Genomic DNA, 20,445 nt, shown 5'->3' on the forward strand with positions numbered 1-20,445 from the left:
GGAGGACCCTAGCTCCGCGTGAGGATGTGCAGGTCGCCCGCATCCGGATCGCCGAACAGGACGTAGAGCTCGGGGTCCTCGCGGGTGCCGCCGATCGTCCAGTGCAGCGTGGTGTCGGTGCAGGCGGGCACGTCGATCTCGACACCGGCGTCCCCCGAGGTGTCCCCGGCCCGCCGGGACCAGGTGCCCGTTCCGGTGCAGCGGGAGAAGCGGGGGTCGTCGGGCCCGGCCGAGCCGAACAGGTCCTCGGCCGGGAGCCGGGTCAGCCGGGCCCGGCCGTCGGCGTCCAGGCGCAGCGCGGCGCCGTCGTCCGCGTCGCGCCATTCGGCGACCAGCTCGCCGCGCGTGAGCACCGGCGGCTCGTACACCGGCAGGAGTCCGACGCCCTGGGCGACGGCTCCGGCGAGGAGGGTGAGCAGGGCGAGCAGACCGCCGCCGAACAGACCCGCGGACCACATCCGCAGCCGGCGCCGCACCCATCGCCACGGGCGGGTCGCAACGTAGCCGGGGAAGGCGCAGAAGGCCGCGCAGACCAGCAGGTTCGTCGGGTACGAGGAGATGCCGAGGGCGGTGGGCAGTACGGCCCAGACGGCAGCGACCAGGAGCGCGGCGAGGGCGCGGCCGCGCCATGCCGCGCCCGGGACCCGGGCGGCGAGCACCTTGCCGAGGGCCAGCGCGGGGAGTGCCTGCACGGCGCACTGCAGCCAGCCGAGGAACGGCAGCACGATCGGCGCGAAGATCATCACGCAGGCCAGGCCGATGCTGTTGAAGCCCTGGCCGTAGTCGTTGTCGTCGAAGGCCGCGACCATCGCCAGCGCGCCCGCGACCGGGAGCTGCAGCGTGCACGCGGCCGCCATCAGCTCCACGTCGCCGGTTGCCCCCGGTTCCTTCTTCTCCCACCCCATGGCCGGGAACCTACGCGAGCCGTTCCGCGGGCCCGTCACACCCCTTCCCATCTGACGCACCGTCAGCTTCAATGAAAAGCATGATGGGACACGCAGGGATGGCGGCCACCGTCGTCCGGTACCTCAGGTCGGTCGGCGCCCCCACCGCGGCCCCGGTCGAGCCGCTGCCCCGCCCCGACCTGCGGGCGGTCCGCGACGACGAGCGGGCGCCCGTGGATCCCGCGGAGTTCCGGCGCGTGCTCGGGTCCTTCGCGTCCGGGGTCACGATCGTCACCGCGCCCGGCGAACAGCCCGCCGGCTTCGCCTGCCAGTCCTTCGCCTCGCTGTCCCTGGACCCGCCGCTCGTGGCGTTCATGGTCGCCCGTACGTCGACGACGTGGCCGCGGATCGCCCGCGCGGGCGTCTTCTGCGTCAACGTGCTGGGGGCGGACCAGGGCGAGCTGTGCCGGGGCTTCGCGGTCAGCGGGGCCGACAAGTTCGCCGGGGTCGCGTACGACGCGGCGCCGGTCTCCGGTTCCCCGCGCCTGGACGGCGCCGCCGCCTGGATCGACTGCGTCATCCACGCCGTGCACACCGGGGGCGACCACCTGATCGTGGTCGGCCGCGTCACGTCCCTGGGCACGGGAGCCGAGGACTCCGCCCCGCTCCTCTTCCACCAGGGCCGCTTCGCGACGCTCGCCGACTGAGGGCGCGGCCCGGGGCCGGTCAGTAGCCGACGGTGAAGCGCTGCCCGCGGTGGCGCGGCGTCTCGATCTCGTCGAGGACGGCGACGGCGTAGTCCTCGACCGACACGGCGCTCTCGCCGGCCGCGTCGGTGACGAGGTCGTCCAGGGCGGTGCGGTAGCCGCCGGTGCGCTCACCGGGGGCGATGTGGGCGGCGGGGCTGATGTTGGTCCAGTCGACGTCCGTGACGGTCCGGTAGTGGTCCAGGGCGTCACCGTGCGCGTGCATGATCTGCAGCAGGAAGTCGGGCAGGCCCGGGGCGTCCCAGACCTGCTTGCCGTCGGGGGTGCGCAGCGAGCCGGCGCCGCCGACCGCGATCAGGCGCGGGGCCTGCTCGCCGAGGGCCCGCAGCCCCTCCGTGAGGGCGACGGCGGAGGGCTTGATCGTGGCGACGTGGCCCGGGCCGTCGCCGCCGCCCACCGCGCTGACCACGACGTCCTGCCCCTTCGCGACGGCCGTGACCGACCGGGCGTCCAGGGCGTCGCCGGTGACGACGGTCAGGTCCGGGTGGCGCTCGGCGACCTTGGCGGGGTCACGGACGACCGCGGTGACCGTGTGGCCGCGCTCCAGCGCCTCGCGGACGAGGGCGGAACCGATGGTGCCGTTGGCGCCGAAGACAGCGATGTTCGTCATGGCAATACTCCGAACCTGCGTGGTAGAAGTCAGTCATCGATTTCAGGAGGGGCGCTTACGGTCCTTGCGGCCACCGGCCCCCTTCTCCCACATCAAACATAAGGAAGCCCTGGGTCTCCGCCCAGGTACGGCAAGGTCAGGCCATGGTGAAAAACGGACACGAGACGATCCAGGAGGTCGCCTACACTCCCCCGCCCGCCGCCGCGGCCGGGATCGAGGTGATGGCGATCGAGGAACTGCGGGAGCGGATGCTGCGCGGCGGTGCGGAGGCCGTGCGGGACGCCGAGGGGGCCGGGCACCCGCAGCGCCCCGAGTTCCACCTGCTCCTCACCGTGCGCCGGGGGCGGCTGACGCACATGGTCGACTTCACGGACCACTCCCTGACCGACGGCACCTGGCTGTGGGTGCGGCCCGGACAGGTGCAGCGGTTCGGCGACCTGGGCACGGCGTCCGGCACGCTGGTGCTGTTCCGGCCCGACGTCCTCGACCCCGCCACCGCGGCGGACGTCCACCTCGACGACCCGTTCGGCCGCACCCTGTGGGAGGCCTCCGGCGAGGACGCCGGCGCCCTGCACCAGGCCCTCGGCCACCTCGCGGACGAGTACCGCGCCACCGGCCTGCCCGAGCACACCCGCGCGGCGATCCTCCGGCGGCTGCTCGCCGTACTCCTGCTGCGCCTGACCCATGTGGCCGCACCGTCAGGCACCACGAGCCCCGAGCACGCGGACACCTTCCAGCGGTTCCGCGCCGCGGTGGAGCGGGACTACACGCGGGCCCGGGACGTCGGGCACTACGCCCGCGCCCTCGGCTACGCGCCCCGCACCCTGACCCGGGCCGCGCTCGACGCCTCCGGCGTCGGGGCCAAGGAGTTCATCGACCGCCGCGTCGTCCTGGAGGCCAAACGCCTCCTCGCCCACGGCGACGACCCCGTCTCCCAGATCGCCACCCGCCTCGGCTTCCTGGACACCAGCAACTTCGTCAAGTACTTCACCCAACGCACCACCACAACCCCCGCAACCTTCCGCACCACCTTCCGCCCGTCCCCGTAGGGGCGCGCCACGGGCTGCCCCCTGGGGCGCACGGAGTGCGCCTTCAGGGGCGCGGGGCTGTACCCGATCAGCGACTCCGTCGCGGGGCGCGAGCCGGCGGCCCCTGGGGCGCACGGAGTGCGCCTTCAGGGGCGCGGGGAACTGCGCGATCAGCCACGACGGCGCGGCACCCGGCAACGATCGGCAACCGCGCCGGAGCCGAGGCACTCCCACCCCGCGATCAAGCGGCCCGCGCCTCCGCCCCCGCCCCCCGACGGATCACCAGAGCCATCAGCGCCGCGACCGCGCACAGCGCACCCGACGCGTACCAGACCACGTCGTACGAGCCGAAGACGTCCCGGGCGACGCCGCCCAGGAACGCCACGACGGCCGCTCCCACCTGGTGGGACGCGAGGACCCAGCCGAAGACGATCGCCGAGTCCTCCCCGTAGTGCTCACGGCAGAGCGCGATCGTCGGCGGCACGGTGGCGACCCAGTCGAGTCCGTAGAAGACGATGAAGAACAGCATCGGCGGATGCACGCTGGGCGCCAGCAGGATCGGCAGGAAGAGCAGCGAGACGCCGCGCAGCGCGTAGTACACGGCGAGCAGCCGCCGCGCCGAGAACCGGTCGGTGAACCAGCCGGAGGCGATCGTGCCGACGACGTCGAAGACTCCGATGACGGCGAGCAGCGAGGCCGCGGCGGTGACCGGCATGTGGTGGTCGTGCGCGGCGGGCACGAAGTGCGTCTTGACGAGCCCGTTCGTGGAGGCGCCGCAGATCGCGAAGGTCCCGGCGAGGAGCCAGAAGGGCCCGGTGCGCGCGGCCCGCGCGAGCACTCCGACCGCCCGCCGCGCGGCCCCCCGCACGGGCTCCGGCTTCGGCACGAACGCCTCGGCGCCGTACGGCTTCACGCCCACGTCGGCGGGATGGTCCCGCAGGAGCAGCCACACGAAGGGGACGACGGCGAGCGCGGCGAGCGCGACGGTGACGGCGGCCGGGCGCCAGTCGTGCCGGGTGACGATCCAGGAGAGGAGGGGCAGGAAGACGAGCTGCCCGGAGGCTCCGGCGGCGGTGAGGATGCCCGTGACGAGGCCCCGCCGGGCGACGAACCAGCGGTTGGTGACGGTCGCCGCGAAGGCGAGCGCCATCGAGCCGCTGCCGAGGCCGACCAGGACGCCCCAGCACAGGACGAGTTGCCAGGCGGCGGTCATCCACACGGTGAGCAGGGATCCGGCCGCGATGACGGTGAGCGCCACCGCGACGACCCTGCGGATGCCGAAGCGGTCCATGAGCGCGGCGGCGAACGGCGCCGTGATCCCGTAGAGGGCGAGGTTCACGGACACGGCGAAGCCGATCGTGCCGCGGGACCAGCCGAACTCCGCGTGGAGCGGCTCGATGAGCAGTCCGGGCAGGGAGGCGAAGGCGGCGGCGCCGATGATCGTCACGAAGGTGACCGCGGCCACGGCCCAGGCCCAGAAGGGCGCGCTGCCGCCACCGGAGGCGGCCCTGCCGGGGGCCGCGGAGTTCTGCGTTGTCGTCGTCACGGGGAAGAGCCTGCGGCAGCGCGCCCCGCCGATCGAGTGGCCCGAATGCCATCCTTCGCTAGGATCGGGCCATGACCGCTGACCGGCACCGTGTCGTCGTCCTGGCCCTCGACGGGGTCATCCCGTTCGAGCTGGGCATCCCGCAGCGCATCTTCGGCCGCGCCCGCACCGCCGCGGGCGATCCCTTGTACGAGGTCCTGACCTGCGGCGTCCGCGGGCCGGGCCCGGTGATGACGGACGCCGACTTCGCGATCCTCGTGGAGCACGGGCCGCAGGCGCTGGCCTCGGCGGACACGGTGATCGTCCCGGCCTCGTACGAGCTGGGTCCGGTCTACGAGGAGGGGCGGCTCACGCCCGAGCTGTCCGCGGCCCTCGCCCATGTGCGGCCCGGCACGCGCATGGTGTCGATCTGCACCGGCAGTTGGGTGCTCGCGGCGGCGGGGCTGCTCGACGGCCGGCCGGCGACGACGCACTGGGCGGACGCGGAGGCGTTCCAGCGGATGTTCCCTGCGGTGCGGGTGGACGCCGACGTGCTGTTCGTCGACGACGGCGACGTGCTGACCTCGGCGGGGGTCGCCGCGGGCATCGACCTGTGCCTGCATCTGGTGCGCCGCGACCACGGCGCGGCCGTCGCCAACGACGTGGCCCGCCGCACCGTCGTGCCGCCGCACCGCGACGGCGGCCAGGCCCAGTACGTCCACCGGCCGGTGCCCGAGCCGGGCCTCGCCTCCACGACCGCCGCGCGCGCCTGGGCACTGGCCCGGCTGCACGAGCCGATCCAGTTGCGGGACATGGCGGAGCAGGAGTCGATGTCGGTGCGCACGTTCACCCGGCGCTTCCGCGAGGAGGTCGGGGTGAGTCCCGGCCAGTGGCTGACCGGGCAGCGTGTCGAGCGGGCCCGGCATCTGCTGGAGACCTCGGACCTGGGCATCGACCAGGTCGCCCGGGAGTCGGGCTTCGGCACGGCCCAGTCGATGCGCCAGCATCTGCAGGCCGCGCTCGGCGTGACCCCGACCGCGTACCGCCGCACCTTCCACCGCTCGGCGGAGAGGGGCGGCGGCGGTCACCTCCTGGGGCGGTAGTCCCCGATGTTCGGCATCGTGTTGTGCTGCGCGAGCGCGTTGTACTGGTACTTGTCGCCGACCGCCCGAACGCGGCTGTCCTGCTCGATGCGCAGGCCCTCCGCGGTCTCCGTGACGCTGCTGCGCCGAAGGATCTTCCAGACCAGCAGGCCCGCCACGAGGCCGAGCACCGCGAACAGGATCAGGACCGTCACCATCGCGCACCCCCGTCTCCAGGGGCGGGACCCCGGCCCGCCCACCGTCCTTTCACGATAGGCGAGCGGCCCCGGGCGCGGAAGGCGGTTCCGGCCGCCCGGGGTTCGGGATCAGAAGGTCAGCACGCCGCGTGCGACGCGGCCCGCCTCGGCGTCCTCGACCGCCTTGGCGAAGTCCTCGACGGGGTAGGTGCGGGTCACCAACTCGTCGAGCAGCAGCCGCCCTTCGGCGTACAGGTCCGCGTAGAGGCGGATGTCGCGCTGGGGGCGCGAGGAGCCGTAGCGGCAGCCGAGGACCGACTTGTCGAGGAACAGCTGGGCCGGCACGAAGGTGGCCTCGGCGTCGGCGGCCGGCATGCCGAGGAGGACGGCCTGGCCGTGCCGGTCGAGGAGGTCGATCGCGGCCCGGATCAGCGCGACGTGGCCCACGCACTCGAAGACGTGGTCGGCCCCGTCGGGCAGCACGTCCCGCACCTTCGCCAGGTCGGTGAGGAACTCGGTCGCCCCGAACTGCCGGGCCACCTCCTCCTTCGCCGGGTTGGTGTCCACGGCCACGATCTTCAGCGCGCCCGCGATCCGGGCCCCTTGGAGGACGTTGAGGCCGACGCCGCCGGTGCCGATGACGACGACGGAGTCGCCGCGGTCGACCCGGGCCCGGTTGAGGACGGCGCCGACGCCGGTGAGGACGCCGCAGCCGATGAGCGCGGCCGAGGTCAGCGGTATCTCCTTCGGGATCTTCACCGCCTGCACGGCCTTGACGACGGTCCGCTCGGCGAAGGCCGAGTTCGACGCGAACTGGAACAGCTTCCTGTCCCCGCGCGAGAACGGCTTGCCGGGCATGCCGATCGCCTTGCGGCACATCGTGGGCCGACCCCGGTCGCACTCGGCGCAGGCCCCGCAGTTGGCGAGCGTGGACAGCGACACGTGGTCGCCGGGCTCCACGTGCGTGACCCCGGCCCCGACCGCCTCCACGACGCCCGCGCCCTCGTGACCGAGCACGACCGGCCTCGGGAACGGGATGGTCCCGTCGATCACCGACAGGTCGCTGTGGCACAGCCCCGCCGCCGCGACCTTGACGAGCACCTCCCCCGGCCCCGGGTCGCGGACCTCCAAGTCGTCGACCACCACGGCCTGTTCGCCGTCGAACACCACACCTCGCATGACGCCTCCCTAGGGCCTTTCCTTCGGTAGCCCGAGCACGCGCTCGGCGATGATGTTGCGCTGGATCTCGTCGGAGCCGCCGTAGATGGTGTCGGCCCGGGTGAACAGGAACAGGCGCTGCTGCGCGTCGAGCTCGTAGGGCCGCTCAGGCGACCAGTCGGCGGGCCCGACGGCCGCCGCGGGCCCGCGCACGCGCAGCGCGAGCTCGCCGAGCCGCTGGTGCCAGCCGCCCCACAGCAGTTTGGCGACACTGGGAGCGCCGGCGGCCCCGGCGTCGTCGGCGCCGCCGAGGGTGCGCAGCGCGTGCCAGCGCATGGTGCGCAGTTCGGCCCACAGCCGTACGAGCCGCTCGGCGAGCACCGGGTCGTCGACCGCGCCGGACTTCACCGCGGTCCGGGTCACCTCGCGCAGCTCCTCGGCGAAGCCGATCTGCTGGGCGAGCGTGGACACCCCGCGCTCGAAGCCGAGCAGCCCCATCGCGACCCGCCAGCCGCCGCCCTCCTCGCCGACGAGGTCCTCGGCGAGCGCCCCGTCGAAGAAGACCTCGTTGAACTCGCTGGTGCCGGTCAGCTGCCGGATCGGCCGTACGTCGATGCGTCCCGGCTGGTCCATGGGGACGAGCAGGAACGACAGGCCGTGGTGGCGGCGCGAGCCCGGCTCGGTGCGGGCGAGCACGAAGCACCGGTCGGCCTCGTGCGCGAGCGAGGTCCACACCTTCTGCCCGGTGACGCGCCAGCGTCCGTCCCCGTCCCGCACCGCGGAGGTGCGCAGCGAGGCGAGGTCGGAACCGGCGCCCGGCTCGCTGTAGCCCTGGCACCACAGCTCCTCGCCGCGCGCGATCGGCGGCAGGTACCGGCGGCGCTGTTCCTCGGTGCCGTACGCGAGGAGGGTGGGGGCCAGGAGGTTCTCGCCGATGTGGCCGTAGCGGCCCGGCGCCCGGACCCGCGCGTACTCCTCCGCCCACACGACCTGCTCGGTCAGCGAGGCGACCCGGTTGCCGTACCCGGGCTCGCTCCAGCCGAGACCGATCCAGCCGCCCTCGCCCAACTCACGTTCCCAGGCCCGCCGTTCGGCGCCTCCCTCGTGCTCACTGCCCGGACCGCCGCGCCCCACGGCGGCCGTGAACCGGCCGACGAGATGCTCCTCCAGCCAGCCGCGTGCCTCCCGCCGGAAGGCCTCGTCCCCGTCCCCGAACCCGAACTCCACGCCGTCACCGCCTCCTCACGAGGGTGGGTCTACTGGTTGGGCCGTTCCTTGGCCGCCGCCGCCCGCGCCATCTCCTCGAGCCTGGCGAGCATCGGCATGGGGTCGGTGCCGACGGTCCCGGGCAGGAAGTCGGCGATCTTCTCGGGCGTCCACGGCCCGTCCGCGTATCCGGCGCGCAGCTCGCGCGGCTGGGCCCACACGGCGATCTTCGGCCCGGCGACGGTGTAGACCTGCCCGGTGATCTTCTCCTCGCGGGCCCGCTCGCTGAGCAGGTAGACGACGAGCGCGGCCACGTCCTCGGGCTCGCCGATCTCCTTGAGCTCCATCGGCACGTTGGCCGACATACGGGTACGGGCGACGGGGGCGACGGCGTTCGCGGTGACCCCGTACTTGTTGAGGCCGAGGGCGGCGCTGCGCACGAGCGAGATGATGCCGCCCTTGGCCGCGCTGTAGTTGGCCTGGGCGACGGAGCCCTGGTGGTTGCCGCTGGTGAAGCCGATGAGGGTGCCGGTCCCCTGCTTGCGCATGACCGCCGACGCGGCCCGGAAGACGGTGAAGGTGCCCTTCAGGTGGGTGGCGACGACCGGGTCCCACTCCTGCTCGGACATGTTGAACAGCATCCGCTCGCGCAGGATCCCGGCCACGCACACGACCCCGTCGAGCCGCCCGTACTCCTCGATCGCCACGTCGACGATCCGCTGCCCGCCCGCCATGGTGGACACGTCGTCGGCGACGGCCACGGCGCTGCCGCCGGCCGCCTCTATCTCCTTGACCACTCCGAGCGCCACCTCGGAGGTGGGTTCACCGCCCTCGATGGACACCCCGTAGTCGTTGACGATCACCTTGGCGCCCTGCTCGGCGCAGGCGAGGGCGACGGCTCTCCCGATGCCCCGGCCCGCTCCGGTGACGGCCACGACCTTGCCAGCCAAGAAGTTCCCCACGCCCGGCCCCTTCCCGCAGTTTCTGACGACCCGTTAGATTTCCTTCGGTTCGGATTCTACGACCCGTCAGATACCGGAACACAAGACCCGGGAGGCCCCGATGCCGCTGCCCGCCGAGTTCCACGACATCGCCAAACGCGTGAACAACTGGGGGCGTTGGGGGGAGGCCGACGAGATCGGCACCCTGAACCTCGTCACCGACGAGGTGGTCCGCGCGGCCGCCGCCGAGGTCCGTACGGGGCGCCGGGTGCCGCTCGCACTGCCCCTCAAGGAGGACGGCGTGCAGTCGGGGCTCATCCCCGGGCGCATCAACCCGTTCCACACGATGGTGCAGATCAACCACGAGATCTTCGGCCCCGAGACCGTCGCCACCAGCGACGACGCGGTGACCATGGGCCTCCAGGCGGCCACCCACTGGGACGCCCTCACCCACGTCTCGCACTCGGGCCGCATCTACAACGGCCGCCCCGCCGGCAGCATCACGGCACACCACGGCTCCGAGTTCAGCGGCATCGACAAGATCCCGCACATCGTCTCGCGCGGCGTGCTGCTCGACGTCGCGGCGGCGAAGGGGGTCGACCGGCTGCCCGGCGACCACGCGGTCACCCCTCAGGACCTCGACGAGGCGGCCGAGTTCGGGCGGGTCACGGTGCGGTCCGGTGACATCGTCCTGGTCCGCACCGGTCAGATCCAGGTGTACCTGGCCGGTGACAAGCACGGGTACGGGTATCCGTCACCGGGGCTGTCCGTCCACACCCCCGAGTGGTTCCACGCGCGTGACGTGGCGGCCGTCGCCAACGACACCCTGACCTTCGAGATCTTCCCCCCGGAGATCGAGAACCTCTGGCTCCCCGTCCATGCCCTCGACCTCGTCGAGATGGGCATGCTCCAGGGTCAGAACTGGAATCTGGAATCCCTGTCCACAGCCTGTGGAGAAGCGGGGCGCTACGCGTTCTTCCTGACCGCCATGCCGGAACCCTTCCAGGGAGCCACCGGCACCCCGGTGGCCCCGGTGGCGGTGTTCTAGTCCGGCGAACCCTCCGGTGGGGGCTGGTCGCGCAGTTCCCCGCGCCCCTGAAATGCAGGCGCTACGCGCCGCATTTCCCCGAAAAGCCCGGGGAGCCTCTGCCGGGGGAAAGCGCGGGGCGCCTTTGATCGGGGGAAGGCGCGGCGAAGCCGCATGCCTTCCAGGGGCGCGGGGAACTGCGCGAGAAGCCCCCACCGGGGCGCACCCGGCAACGAGACCGCACACGGCAGACGCGTAGCAGTCCCACCCTCAGGCGGACGCCCCCACCACGGTCCCGCCCCCCAAAGACGCCCCGGCGACCGGCGCCCGTTCAAGCTCCACCCAGATCGCCTTGCCGGCCCCCTCGGGCCGCCACCCCCAGCGATCCGCCAGCACATCCACCAGCTCCAGGCCCCGCCCGTTCGTCTCGGACCCCTCCGCATGCCGCGGCGCCGGCGGCCGCGAACTGACGTCGGCCACCTCCACCCGCACCACACCCGTGCCGTCCGCGCCCGCCGGAAGGGCGAGCCGGAGCACGGCGGGGCGCCCCGTGTGCACCACCGCGTTCGTCACGAGCTCGGACACGAGCAGGATCAGCGTCTCGGCCACCGGCTCATCGGCTTCTATCCCCGACCCGGCGAGCCGTGAACGCGCCCACCTGCGAGCCCGACCCACTTCCGCGGGGTCGGCCCCGACCTCCAGCTGAACCTGAAGCACCTGCACCGCTCACACCATCCGAATCCGGCGGGACCGTTGGAGTTCTGCCTCGCGCCACTGACCACACTGGCCACTGAGCGGGATCACGGACCGTGATCCCCGTACGACACAGCATGGTTGACGTACAGTCACCCCAACAAGCGCTTCGGGCATATTCCAGCGCGAAGGAGTACGCGTGCGGCATACTGTGCGACGCGTCTCGCAGGGGGTCGAACGGGCGGGCACGCGACTCCGCCCTGCACCGCGAACGGCGGGCAACCCAGGGCCCGGAGCCACCTCACCGGCGACACCGGCACAGACGCCCGGGTTCAGCACCACTCGCATCTGCCACAAGGTACCGGAGCCGGGGGCCGACTCCATGCCGTGACGAGCCCCGCGAAGGACACAACCCGATATCGGACGCACCGTCACTCTCCGTACGGCACAGGCCCTGACGCCAGAGCCTGACGCACCGCCCCGCTCCCCGCCCCGGCCGCCCTCGTCACAGCGCGGCCGCCAGCACCTCCTCCGCGTCCCGCGGGCTCCCGGCGAGCCCGGCGCGCACCCACGCCCGCTTCAGATGCAGATGGACGTCGGCCTCCCAGGTGAAGCCCATGCCACCGTGCACCTGGAGGCAGTCCCGGGCGCCCCGCACCGCTGCCTCGTCGGCGAGCAGCCGGGCCGCCGCGACCTCGACGGGGTCCCGGGTGACGGCCGCCGCGTACACGGCGGCCCGCGCCACCTCGACCCGCACGAGCAGGTCCGCGCACAGGTGCTTGACGGCCTGGAACGCACCGATCGGCTGCCCGAACTGCTCGCGCTGCCGGGCGTGCCCGACCGCCATCTCCAGGGTGCGGCCCGCCGAGCCGAGCTGCTCGGCCGCGTACAGGAGCGTCGCCTCCTGCGGTACGGGCGCCTCGGCGGGGACGCGGTGCAGCGGGGTGAGCGGGTCCACGGAGTCCGTCGCCAGGGCCCCGGCCACGTCCCCGCGTACGACGTCCGCCGCGCCGGCCCAGGGCAGCAGCGCCCCGTACGGGCAGGTCACGACGGTCTCGCCGGTCGCGGCGCCCGGCACCTGGCCGGCCGCGAGGAACGTGGCGACGAGAGGGCCCGGCACGAGCGCCCGGCCCAGCTCCTCGAACACCACGACGGCCTCGGGCAGGCCGAGTCCGACGCCGCCCGCGTCCTCGGGCAGGCACAGCCCGAAGAGCCCGGCCCGCGCGAGCTCCGCCCACAGGTCACGGTCGAGCTCGCCCGGCCGGTCCACGGCGGCGCGCAGCGCGTCCCGCCCGAACCGCCCGTCGAGCAGCTCGCGGATGCCCGTACGCAACGCCCGTTGTTCTTCGGTCAGTTGGAAGTGCACGCCTACCGTCCTCCCTTGGGCAGTCCGAGGATGCGCTCGGCCACGATGTTGCGCTGGATCTGCGAGGTGCCGGCGGCGATCGTGTACGACAGTGAGGACAGCCGGTCGAAGGTCCACTCCTGGCTTGCGTCGAGAGCGGCGGGCCCGAGCACGTCGGCGGCGATGTCGAAGAGCTTCTGGCGCGCGTGCGAGTACCGCAGCTTGAAGACGGAGCCGCCGACGCCGGGCACCCCGCCGGTGGCCTGCGCCTCGCTGACGTTCCACTGCGTGAGCCGCCACAGGGCGCTGAACTCGGCGTTCAGCAGGGCCAGTTCGCGGCGCAGGACGGCGTCGTCCCAGCGCCCCGACTTGCGGGCGTGCGCGGCGAGTTCGCCGAGGACGCGGCGGCAGGCGACGACCTCGCCGACGAAGGCGGTGCCGCGCTCGAAGGACAGGGTCACCATGGTGACGCGCCAGCCGTCGTTCTCCTCGCCGACCCGGTTGCCGACCGGGATCCGTACGTCGTCGAGGAACATCTCGGCGAACTCGGTGGAGCCGGCGAGCGTGCGCAGTGGCCGCACCGTGATGCCGGGCGCGTCCATCGGCATGGCGAGCCAGGTGATGCCCCGGTGCTTGGGGGCGTCCGGGTCGGTGCGCACGAGCAGCTCGCACCAGTCGGCGACCTCGGCGTGCGAGGTCCATATCTTGGAGCCGCTGACGACGTAGTGGTCGCCCTCACGGCGGGCGCGGGTGCGCAGCGCGGCCAGGTCGGAGCCGGCGTCGGGCTCGCTGAAGCCCTGGCACCAGACCTCGTCGCCGCGCAGCACGGGCTGCAGCCAGCGTTCCTTCTGCGCGTCGGTGCCCTCGGCGGCGATGGTCGGCCCGGCGTGCAGCAGCCCGACGAAGTTGGCGCCGACGTACGGGGCGCCCGCCTTCTCGGTCTCCTCCAGGAAGATCAGCCGGGTGGTCGGGGAGGCGCCCCAGTGCACGTCCCCGTACCCGGCGTCGTGCAGGCGCCGCTGCCAGCCGGTGTCATAGACGCGCCGGCCCGGCCAGTCGGTGGCCGCCGGCTTGGGCGGCAGCGCGGGCAGCGTCCCGCTCAGCCACTCCCGCAGCCGGGCCCGGAAGTCCTCTTCCTCTTCGGTGTAGGTGAGATCCACGGACCGCCCCCGTCACTTGTCGAGGTCGAGGTCGAGCATGCGGATGGCGTTGCCGCGCATCAGCTTGTAGATCGTCTCGTCGTCGAGGCCCTTCACGTGGTCGAGGGCGACCTCCTTGGTGTTCGGGAAGGTCGAGTCGACGTGCGGGTAGTCGGTCTCGAAGGTCGCGTTGTCCCGGCCGACGACGTCGAGCGAGGCGACGCCGTGCTTGTCGCGGAAGAAGCAGCAGAACATCTGCCGGTAGTAGTACGTGGACGGCGGCTCGGGGATCAGGTCGCGCACCCCGCCCCAGGCGCGGTGCTCCTCCCACACGTCGTCGGCGCGCTCCAGGGCGTACGGGATCCAGCCCATCTGGCCCTCGCTGTAGGCGAGCTTGAGCCGCGGGAACTTGACGAGGACGCCGCTGAACAGGAAGTCCATCATCGAGGCCATCGCGTTGTTGAAGCTGAGCGAGGCCTGGACGGCGGGCGGGGCGTCGGGGGACGCGGCGGGCATCTGGGACGAGGACCCGATGTGCATGTTCACGACGGTGCCGGTCTCCTGGCACACGGCGAAGAACGGGTCCCAGTACCCGGAGTGGATGGACGGCAGGCCGAGGTACGTCGGGATCTCGGAGAAGGTGACGGCGCGCACGCCGCGGGCCGCGTTGCGGCGGATCTCGGCGACGGCGAGGTCGATGTCCCACAGCGGGATGATGCACAGCGGGATGAGGCGGCCGCCGCTGTCGCCGCACCACTCCTCGACCATCCAGTCGTTGTAGGCGCGCACGCAGGCGAGCGCGACCTCCTTGTCCTTGGCCTCGGCGAAGGTCTGCCCGCAGAAGCGCGGGAAGGTCGGGAAGCAGAGGCTGGCCTCGACGTGGTTGAGGTCCATGTCCGCGAGCCGCGCCTTCGGGTCCCAGCAGCCGCGCCGCATCTCGGCCCGGGTGATGCCCTCCAGGGTCATGTCGTCCCGGTCGAAGCCGACGGCGGCGATGTTGCGCTTGTACGGGAACTTCAGGTCCTCGTAGATCCACCAGTCGGTGGGCGGGCCGTCGGGGTCCATCGTGATCTGGTACTTGCCGGCGACGTACGCGAGCTCCCCGATGCCGGCGGTGAGCGGCTTCGGGCCGCGGTCCCGGTACTTCGCCGGCAGCCAGGTCTCGAAGAGATGGGCCGGTTCGATCACATGGTCGTCGACACTGACGATGCGCGGCAGTTCCGTCATGGAAAACCCCTCAGCTCCGGTGGCCCGCTGGCCCGATATCTGATGACCCGTCAGATGGAAGGCTAGCCCCGCACCCCTGGACCGACAAGAAGCACGGGCTTACGCTCTGCCCCGTATCTGACTCACCGTCAGCTCAAGGCCGGCGGGCCGGTCGCTCCGGTTCTCGCTCTCGCTCTCGTTCCCGTTCGCGTTCGTAGGGGGTCACCGCACATGACGGACACCGCACACGACCTGGGCGCCAGCCGCACCCTGTGGGAGCTGGTCGAGCGCCGCGCCGCCCTCACCCCCGACCGGCCCGTCCTGCTCCAGGGCGACCGCACACTGACGTTCGGGCAGCTCAGGGACCGTGCCGAGCGCGTCGCGGCCGGCCTGTACGAGCGCGGCGTACGCCCCGGCAGCGTCGTCGCCTGGCAGCTGCCCACCCGCATCGAGACGGCCCTGCTCTCCTTCGCCCTGGCCCGCCTCGGCGCCGTCCAGAGCCCGGTCATCCCCTTCTACCGGGACCGCGAGGTCGGCTTCGCGCTGCGCGAGTCGGGCGCCGAGTTCTTCGCGACGCCCGGCACGTGGCGGGGCTTCGACCACACGGCGATGGCGCACCGGCTCGGCGCGCGCGGCGTCTTCGAGGCCTACGAGGACCTGCCCGAGGCCGACCCCGCGGTCCTGCCACCGCCGCCCGCCGACGGCACGACCGTCCGCTGGATCTACTGGACCTCCGGCACGACCTCCGACCCCAAGGGCGTCCTGCACACCGACCGCTCCCTCGTCGCCGGCGGCTCCTGCCTCGCCCACGCCCTGCACCTCACCGAGTCCGACGTCGGCTCGATGGCGTTCCCCTACGCGCACATAGCGGGCCCGGACTACACGGTGATGCTGCTCCTGTACGGCTTCCCGGCCGTCATGTTCGAGCAGTTCGCGCTGCCGGAGGCGCTGGACGAGTACCGCCGCCACGGCGTGACCGTCGCCGGTGGCTCGACGGCGTTCTACTCCATGTTCCTGACGGAGCAGCGCAAGGCGCCGGCCGAGAAACTGATCCCGACCCTCCGCCTCCTGGCGGGCGGTGGCGCCCCCAAGCCCCCCGAGATCTACCACTCCGTGATCCGCGAGATGAACGTCCAGCTCACGCACGGGTACGGCATGACCGAGGTCCCGATGATCACGATGGGCGCCCCGGACGACACGGCCGACAACCTGGCCACCACCGAAGGCCGCCCGCCGGCGGGCATGTCGATCCGGATCGTCGACACGGACGGCAAGGAGGTGCCCGCCGGGGTCGACGGCGAGGTCCGGCTGCGCGGCGAGGCCGTCTGCCAGGGGTACCTGGACCCGGCACAGACAGCGGAGGCGTTCGACGCGGACGGCTACCTGATCACGGGCGACCTGGGCCACGTCCTGCCCACCGGCCACCTCGTCCTCACCGGCCGCGCGAAGGACATCATCATCCGCAAGGGCGAGAACATCTCCGCGAAGGAGATCGAGGACCTCCTCCACGCCCACCCCGCCGTCCAGGACGCGGCCGTCATCGGCCTCCCCGACCCCGAACGCGGCGAACGCGTCTGCGCCGTCCTCGAACTCCGCCCCGGCACCCCCGAACCCACCCTCCCCGACCTGACGGCCTACCTACGCACCGAGGGCCTCTCCACCTTCAAACTCCCCGAACAACTGGAAATCCTCCCGACCCTCCCCCGCAACGAAACCCTCCGCAAAACCCTCAAGTACAAGCTGAGGGAACAGTTCACGTCCTGACCCCGGCCCTCTGCGTGTCTCAGGGGGGCGGGGCCCGGGGCGCACGTAGTGCGCCTTCAGAGGCGCGAACCCGTACCCATCAGCGACTCCGTCGCGGGGCGCGAACGGCAAGCCCCTGGAGCGCACGAAGTGCGCATTCAGGGGCGCGGGGAACTGCGCGAGCAACCACGACGAGACGGGCGGCCGGCGACGAAGCGGCCGGAGCTACGGCGGCGGCGCCGTACCGCAGGACCACCGCATCGCACCCCCGGCGCCGGGTATTGCCCGAGGCCGGGCGCCGGGCCGACGCCCCCGGAGGGGGCGGGTGGTGGGAGAAGGGCTGAGGCCAGGGACCCGTAGCAGCGCGGGCCGGATCCGAAGCAGGGTGACCAACACGCCCCTAGGGCGCACGAAGTGCGCCTACCAGGGGCGCGGGGAACTGCGCGAGCAACCACGACGCGACGGGCACCCGGCGACGAAGCGGCCGGAGCTACGGCGCGGGGGCCCGGTTACTCGGGGACCGTGAAGTAGCGGGCGAACCCACCCACCGCCTCGTCCTCCGAGATCCGCCCGTCCCCATCGGCATCGAGCACCGCAACCGCCGCCGAGGCGACCCCCGCCTCGACCCCCAGCACCTTCAGCACCCGCTCCGCGTCCCCAGGGGCCAGATCCCCCGCCCCGCCGGCGACGGCCATCGCCCCGCGCAGAAAGGGCCTGGCGATCTCGGCGAACCGCTCCGGGTTGTCCCGCAGCCGCTTCACGGCCCCGGTGACGAACTCCTCCCGGGTCACCCGCTGGTCCCCGTCCACATCGGCGATCCCGGCCATCCCCTGCCAGAACGCCTCCGCCCCGGCGAACAGCGCCTGCCCCCGCTCGGAGCGCGCCGGCACCCCGAACTCGGCGAGCAGCGCCTTCGCCGCGACGTAGAAGTCCTCGCGGTCGATGTAACCGTTCCCGTCCTGGTCGAAGCCGGCGAACCGGGTAGCGATCCTCCGCTCGTCCATGCTCATGGGCCGCCTCTCGCATCGTGGGGTGGGGTTCTCCGCATCGGAGCGTACGACGAAGAGCCGCACCGGGACGCCGAAGTGCGGGGGTTGTGTCAAGACAGGGAAGAATCCGGGACGTAAGACCGACAGGGCCGGCCGGAACAGGGCCGATTTCCGGCCAGGACCTCAGGCCGAGAGCGGCTGGGCCCCTTCGTCCGTGGCGGCGGCCACGTCCGGGTACACGTCGAAGAGCCGGCGCACGCCGAGCGCCCCGAGAACACGGTTCACATGCGAACCGTCCACCGCCCCCTGCGCGGGCAGGATCAGCCGCAGCCGCCCCTGGCAGGAACGGATCAGCCGCCGGGCGGCGATCAGCACGCCGACCCCGCTGGAATCACAGAACAGCACGTCGGAGAGGTCGAGAACCAGACTGCGCCGGCCGTCGGCCACGGCATCGTGCACCCGCTGACGCAGCGCGGGGGACGTCACCAGGTCCATCTCGCCGGACACCGACACGACGGCCCAGTCGCCTCGCACTCCCTCATTCACCCTGAGCGACACACGCCACGCCTTCCTGCTCCTACGTTCTTCCTGCGCGGCTGCCCTGCCCCACGCGGGCCGAAACTCCCCCGGGCAACCCCACCGACACCCTTGCAGGCCTATCACATATGAGCTGCTTGGACCCCAGCCGCCCACAACCCGCCCGATTCGGTCACACATCGCCGGAGGCCCGGCCCTTTATCACCGCCTGCCGTAGGACAGCGCACAATGCGGTAAAGGCGCGTGCTTCGGCGGTGTGCCGGACTACCTTTGGGTAGCAGGCAGGCAGAACAGGTGCCCGTACAGGACCGGTACACGGCACGGATCAGCACGGAACGGCACGACGGGCAGTCGGTGAGGGGGCCTCATGCCCAAGGACACTCCGTCCCGCTGGGACCGGAGGATGCAGCAGCGGCTCGCGCACGGCGAGGCCGCGGCGCTCGGCGAGCTCTACGACCGCTTCGCATCCCTGGTGCACGGCCTCGCCCACCGCGTCCTGGACGACGAGGACGCCGCCGACCAGATCACCCGCGAGGTCTTCACCCGCGTCTGGGAGAACCCGGAGGCGTACGACCCGCGGCAGGGCCCGCTGCGCTCGTTCGTCGCGACGCTCGCCCACCGTCAGGCCGTGCAGCGGCTGCGCCAGACCGAGTCGGCCGCGCTCGTGCGCAGCGGCTGCGGCACCACCGAGGACCTGGAGCGCAAGGTGCGCCGGGCCTCCGCGGCCGCCCGAGCGGACTACATCGTGACATCGATGCCCGCCCCGCTCAGGGCCGCACTCGAACTGGCGTACTTCCAGCGGCGTGACTACCGCCAGACCGCCGCCGACCTCGGCGTCACCGAGGACGAGGCGCGCCGCCGGCTCCGGCTCGGCCTGCAGCTGCTGTCCACGGCGCACGACAGCGGCATCCCGCCGGGCGGCTACGGGAGGCCCGCGTGAGCGGCGCCGGCGGACCGGACCGCTTCGACTCCTACGACCCGCGCGACGACGAGCCCGAGGGCCGCTACGGCGCGGGCGGGGCCCGGGGCGGCGCCGCCCGCATACCGACGCCGCGCTCCTCCGTCGAGGACACCGGCCGCCCGCTGCCCGACCTGCCCGCACCGGAGCCGCTCGTGCTCGAGCACCGGGTCCTGAAATCGCTGCTCGGCGCCTGGGCCCTCGCCGCCTGCTCGCCCGAGGAGGCGGCCGCCGTCGAGGACCATCTCGGCGGCTGCGGGGCCTGCGCCGAGGAGGCGCTGCGGCTGCGGGACGCGGTCGGGCTGCTGCACGCCGACGAGTCCCTCGACCTGGACCCGCTGCTGCGGGCCCGCGTCCTGGAGGGCTGCCTCTCCCGGCGCCCGGCCCGCATCCCGGTCCCGTCCTGGGCGACCCCGTACGACGCGGAGACCGCCCGTCTCGACGCGCTCCTGAAGGACTTCGGCGACGGGGAGTGGCACGCGCCGGTGCGGCTGCGCTGGTACGAGGGGGACGAGCAGCTCAGCCGGAAGACGACGGTCGCCGGCGTCATAGCTCATCTGATCAGCGTCGACGGGCTGGTCGCCCGTGCCCTCGGCCTCGACGACCCGCTCGGCCCGCCCGCCCCGCCGGAGTCGCTCGGCCCGGCCGCGCGCACGGAGGCGCTCTGGCAGGCCTCGCACTTCCCGCCGACGCGGGCGGTACGGGCGCCTTGGCGGGAGCAGGCGCACGAGCTGATCCGCACGGTGTCGTTCGCCGGGTCGGACATGGAGGGCGGCGGCGGTTCGGGGCAACTCCCCATCTCGTACGGCGACTTCACGCTGCCGCTGCGGGACGCGATGGCGGACCGGGCCTTCGAGTGCTGGGTGCACGCGGGGGACATCGCGGACGCGGTCGACTACCCGTACGAGGCGCCGGCGCCGAAGCATCTGCACCGGATGATCGACCTGGCGGCGCGGATGCTGCCGGACGCGCTTGCCGGGCGGGGCCGGGAGCGGGAGCGGGATCAGGTGGCCGCGGGGCGGTTGTTGCGGCTCGAGGTCGAGGGGGCCGGGGGTGGTCAGTGGCTGATCCCGCTCGACCCGTCCGGCGCCGAGGGGGCCGACGAGGTGGCGCATGTCGCCCTCGACGGGGTGGAGTTCTGCCGCCTCGCCGCGGGGCGGGTGCCGCCGGCCGAAGCGGCGGCCGGGTCCGTGGGTGACCGCGACGCGATCATGTCCGTCCTGACCGCGACGGCGGGCCTGAGCCGTATGTGAGTGCGGGTCCTGCCCAAGGGGGCTGCCCCTTGCCCACCCAGCGCGACTGCGGGTCCGGTGGGGGCGGGCCGCGCAGTTCCCCGCGCCCCTGAGAGGCGCACTTCGTGCGCGATCTCATCGGGCGGTGCCCCATCGGGGAAATGCGACGCGAAGCGTC

Annotated in this window: 20 protein-coding genes; 7 read left to right on the plus strand and 13 right to left on the minus strand. The window is 72.9% G+C overall.

What is annotated here, in order from left to right; all coding sequences use genetic code 11:
- Positions 1 to 8: 8 nt before the first annotated feature.
- Complete coding sequence (locus tag ACFW9D_RS09785; RefSeq protein WP_384619790.1) at positions 9 to 905, minus strand: hypothetical protein; 897 nt, start codon at positions 903 to 905, stop codon at positions 9 to 11.
- A gap of 83 nt (positions 906 to 988) precedes the next feature.
- On the opposite strand from ACFW9D_RS09785, the gene ACFW9D_RS09790 reads away from it, so the two are divergent.
- Positions 989 to 1,591, plus strand: coding sequence for a flavin reductase family protein (locus tag ACFW9D_RS09790; RefSeq protein WP_188341399.1), 603 nt, complete (start codon positions 989 to 991; stop codon positions 1,589 to 1,591).
- A 19-nt stretch (positions 1,592 to 1,610) separates the two neighbouring features.
- Here the strand turns inward: ACFW9D_RS09790 and ACFW9D_RS09795 are convergent, their stop codons facing one another.
- Positions 1,611 to 2,261 (minus strand): NAD(P)-dependent oxidoreductase, encoded by a 651-nt coding sequence (locus ACFW9D_RS09795; protein WP_188337541.1) that lies wholly within the window; start codon positions 2,259 to 2,261, stop codon positions 1,611 to 1,613.
- Between the two features lie 143 nt (positions 2,262 to 2,404).
- Here ACFW9D_RS09795 and ACFW9D_RS09800 point away from each other — a divergent pair, with 143 nt between their 5' ends.
- Positions 2,405 to 3,310 carry a helix-turn-helix transcriptional regulator gene (locus ACFW9D_RS09800; protein ID WP_384619793.1) on the plus strand — a complete coding sequence of 302 codons (906 nt, stop codon included), beginning with the start codon at positions 2,405 to 2,407 and terminating at the stop codon, positions 3,308 to 3,310.
- A 220-nt stretch (positions 3,311 to 3,530) separates the two neighbouring features.
- Here the strand turns inward: ACFW9D_RS09800 and ACFW9D_RS09805 are convergent, their stop codons facing one another.
- A complete protein-coding gene (locus ACFW9D_RS09805) occupies positions 3,531 to 4,835 on the minus strand; it encodes an MFS transporter (protein WP_384619796.1) in 1,305 nt (434 codons plus the stop codon).
- Positions 4,836 to 4,906: 71 nt separating this feature from the next.
- Between ACFW9D_RS09805 and ACFW9D_RS09810 the strand changes: the two genes are divergently transcribed.
- Positions 4,907 to 5,917 carry a GlxA family transcriptional regulator gene (locus ACFW9D_RS09810; RefSeq protein ID WP_384619799.1) on the plus strand — a complete coding sequence of 337 codons (1,011 nt, stop codon included), beginning with the start codon at positions 4,907 to 4,909 and terminating at the stop codon, positions 5,915 to 5,917.
- On the opposite strand, the gene ACFW9D_RS09815 is transcribed toward ACFW9D_RS09810, so the two are convergent.
- From ACFW9D_RS09815 to ACFW9D_RS09830, 4 genes are all read right to left on the minus strand, one after another.
- Complete coding sequence (locus tag ACFW9D_RS09815) at positions 5,899 to 6,114, minus strand: hypothetical protein (protein WP_188337544.1); 216 nt, start codon at positions 6,112 to 6,114, stop codon at positions 5,899 to 5,901. The genes ACFW9D_RS09810 and ACFW9D_RS09815 overlap by 19 nt on opposite strands.
- 108 nt (positions 6,115 to 6,222) lie before the next feature.
- Positions 6,223 to 7,272, minus strand: coding sequence for a Zn-dependent alcohol dehydrogenase (locus ACFW9D_RS09820; RefSeq protein ID WP_384619802.1), 1,050 nt, complete (start codon positions 7,270 to 7,272; stop codon positions 6,223 to 6,225).
- A gap of 9 nt (positions 7,273 to 7,281) precedes the next feature.
- Positions 7,282 to 8,478: an acyl-CoA dehydrogenase family protein gene (locus ACFW9D_RS09825; protein WP_384619804.1), complete on the minus strand. Its 1,197-nt coding sequence runs from the start codon at positions 8,476 to 8,478 to the stop codon at positions 7,282 to 7,284.
- Between the two features lie 29 nt (positions 8,479 to 8,507).
- Positions 8,508 to 9,419, minus strand: a complete 912-nt coding sequence (locus tag ACFW9D_RS09830) for an SDR family oxidoreductase (RefSeq protein WP_384619806.1) — start codon at positions 9,417 to 9,419, stop codon at positions 8,508 to 8,510.
- Between the two features lie 100 nt (positions 9,420 to 9,519).
- On the opposite strand from ACFW9D_RS09830, the gene ACFW9D_RS09835 reads away from it, so the two are divergent.
- Positions 9,520 to 10,446 carry a cyclase family protein gene (locus tag ACFW9D_RS09835; protein ID WP_384619808.1) on the plus strand — a complete coding sequence of 309 codons (927 nt, stop codon included), beginning with the start codon at positions 9,520 to 9,522 and terminating at the stop codon, positions 10,444 to 10,446.
- Between the two features lie 249 nt (positions 10,447 to 10,695).
- Here the strand turns inward: ACFW9D_RS09835 and ACFW9D_RS09840 are convergent, their stop codons facing one another.
- The 4 genes from ACFW9D_RS09840 to ACFW9D_RS09855 form a co-directional block, all read right to left on the minus strand.
- Entirely contained in the window at positions 10,696 to 11,148 is a 453-nt protein-coding gene (locus tag ACFW9D_RS09840; protein ID WP_384619810.1) for an ATP-binding protein, read from the minus strand.
- 475 nt (positions 11,149 to 11,623) lie between these two features.
- Positions 11,624 to 12,484, minus strand: a complete 861-nt coding sequence (locus ACFW9D_RS09845; protein ID WP_384619813.1) for an acyl-CoA dehydrogenase family protein — start codon at positions 12,482 to 12,484, stop codon at positions 11,624 to 11,626.
- A gap of 2 nt (positions 12,485 to 12,486) precedes the next feature.
- Positions 12,487 to 13,623 (minus strand): acyl-CoA dehydrogenase family protein, encoded by a 1,137-nt coding sequence (locus ACFW9D_RS09850; RefSeq protein ID WP_384619816.1) that lies wholly within the window; start codon positions 13,621 to 13,623, stop codon positions 12,487 to 12,489.
- 12 nt (positions 13,624 to 13,635) lie between these two features.
- Positions 13,636 to 14,829, minus strand: coding sequence for an amidohydrolase family protein (locus ACFW9D_RS09855; RefSeq protein WP_188337552.1), 1,194 nt, complete (start codon positions 14,827 to 14,829; stop codon positions 13,636 to 13,638).
- A 210-nt stretch (positions 14,830 to 15,039) separates the two neighbouring features.
- Here ACFW9D_RS09855 and ACFW9D_RS09860 point away from each other — a divergent pair, with 210 nt between their 5' ends.
- A complete protein-coding gene (locus tag ACFW9D_RS09860) occupies positions 15,040 to 16,572 on the plus strand; it encodes a class I adenylate-forming enzyme family protein (RefSeq protein ID WP_384619818.1) in 1,533 nt (510 codons plus the stop codon).
- A 488-nt stretch (positions 16,573 to 17,060) separates the two neighbouring features.
- Here the strand turns inward: ACFW9D_RS09860 and ACFW9D_RS09865 are convergent, their stop codons facing one another.
- Both ACFW9D_RS09865 and ACFW9D_RS09870 read right to left on the minus strand, forming a co-directional pair.
- On the minus strand, positions 17,061 to 17,555 hold the full coding sequence (locus ACFW9D_RS09865) for an EF-hand domain-containing protein (protein ID WP_384619839.1): 495 nt from the start codon (positions 17,553 to 17,555) through the stop codon (positions 17,061 to 17,063).
- Positions 17,556 to 17,723: 168 nt separating this feature from the next.
- The gene (locus ACFW9D_RS09870; RefSeq protein ID WP_188337554.1) at positions 17,724 to 18,098 is read right to left on the minus strand and encodes an STAS domain-containing protein; all 375 of its coding nucleotides are present in this window, start codon (positions 18,096 to 18,098) and stop codon (positions 17,724 to 17,726) included.
- A gap of 346 nt (positions 18,099 to 18,444) precedes the next feature.
- Between ACFW9D_RS09870 and ACFW9D_RS09875 the strand changes: the two genes are divergently transcribed.
- The gene (locus ACFW9D_RS09875) at positions 18,445 to 19,017 is read left to right on the plus strand and encodes a sigma-70 family RNA polymerase sigma factor (protein ID WP_188337555.1); all 573 of its coding nucleotides are present in this window, start codon (positions 18,445 to 18,447) and stop codon (positions 19,015 to 19,017) included.
- Positions 19,014 to 20,288: a zf-HC2 domain-containing protein gene (locus tag ACFW9D_RS09880; RefSeq protein ID WP_384619821.1), complete on the plus strand. Its 1,275-nt coding sequence runs from the start codon at positions 19,014 to 19,016 to the stop codon at positions 20,286 to 20,288. Before ACFW9D_RS09875 ends, ACFW9D_RS09880 begins: the two co-directional genes overlap by 4 nt.
- The last annotated feature ends 157 nt before the right edge of the window (positions 20,289 to 20,445 follow it).

Origin of the sequence: Streptomyces sp. NPDC059524 (assembly GCF_042749255.1) — a bacterium.
GTDB lineage: Bacteria > Actinomycetota > Actinomycetes > Streptomycetales > Streptomycetaceae > Streptomyces > Streptomyces xanthii.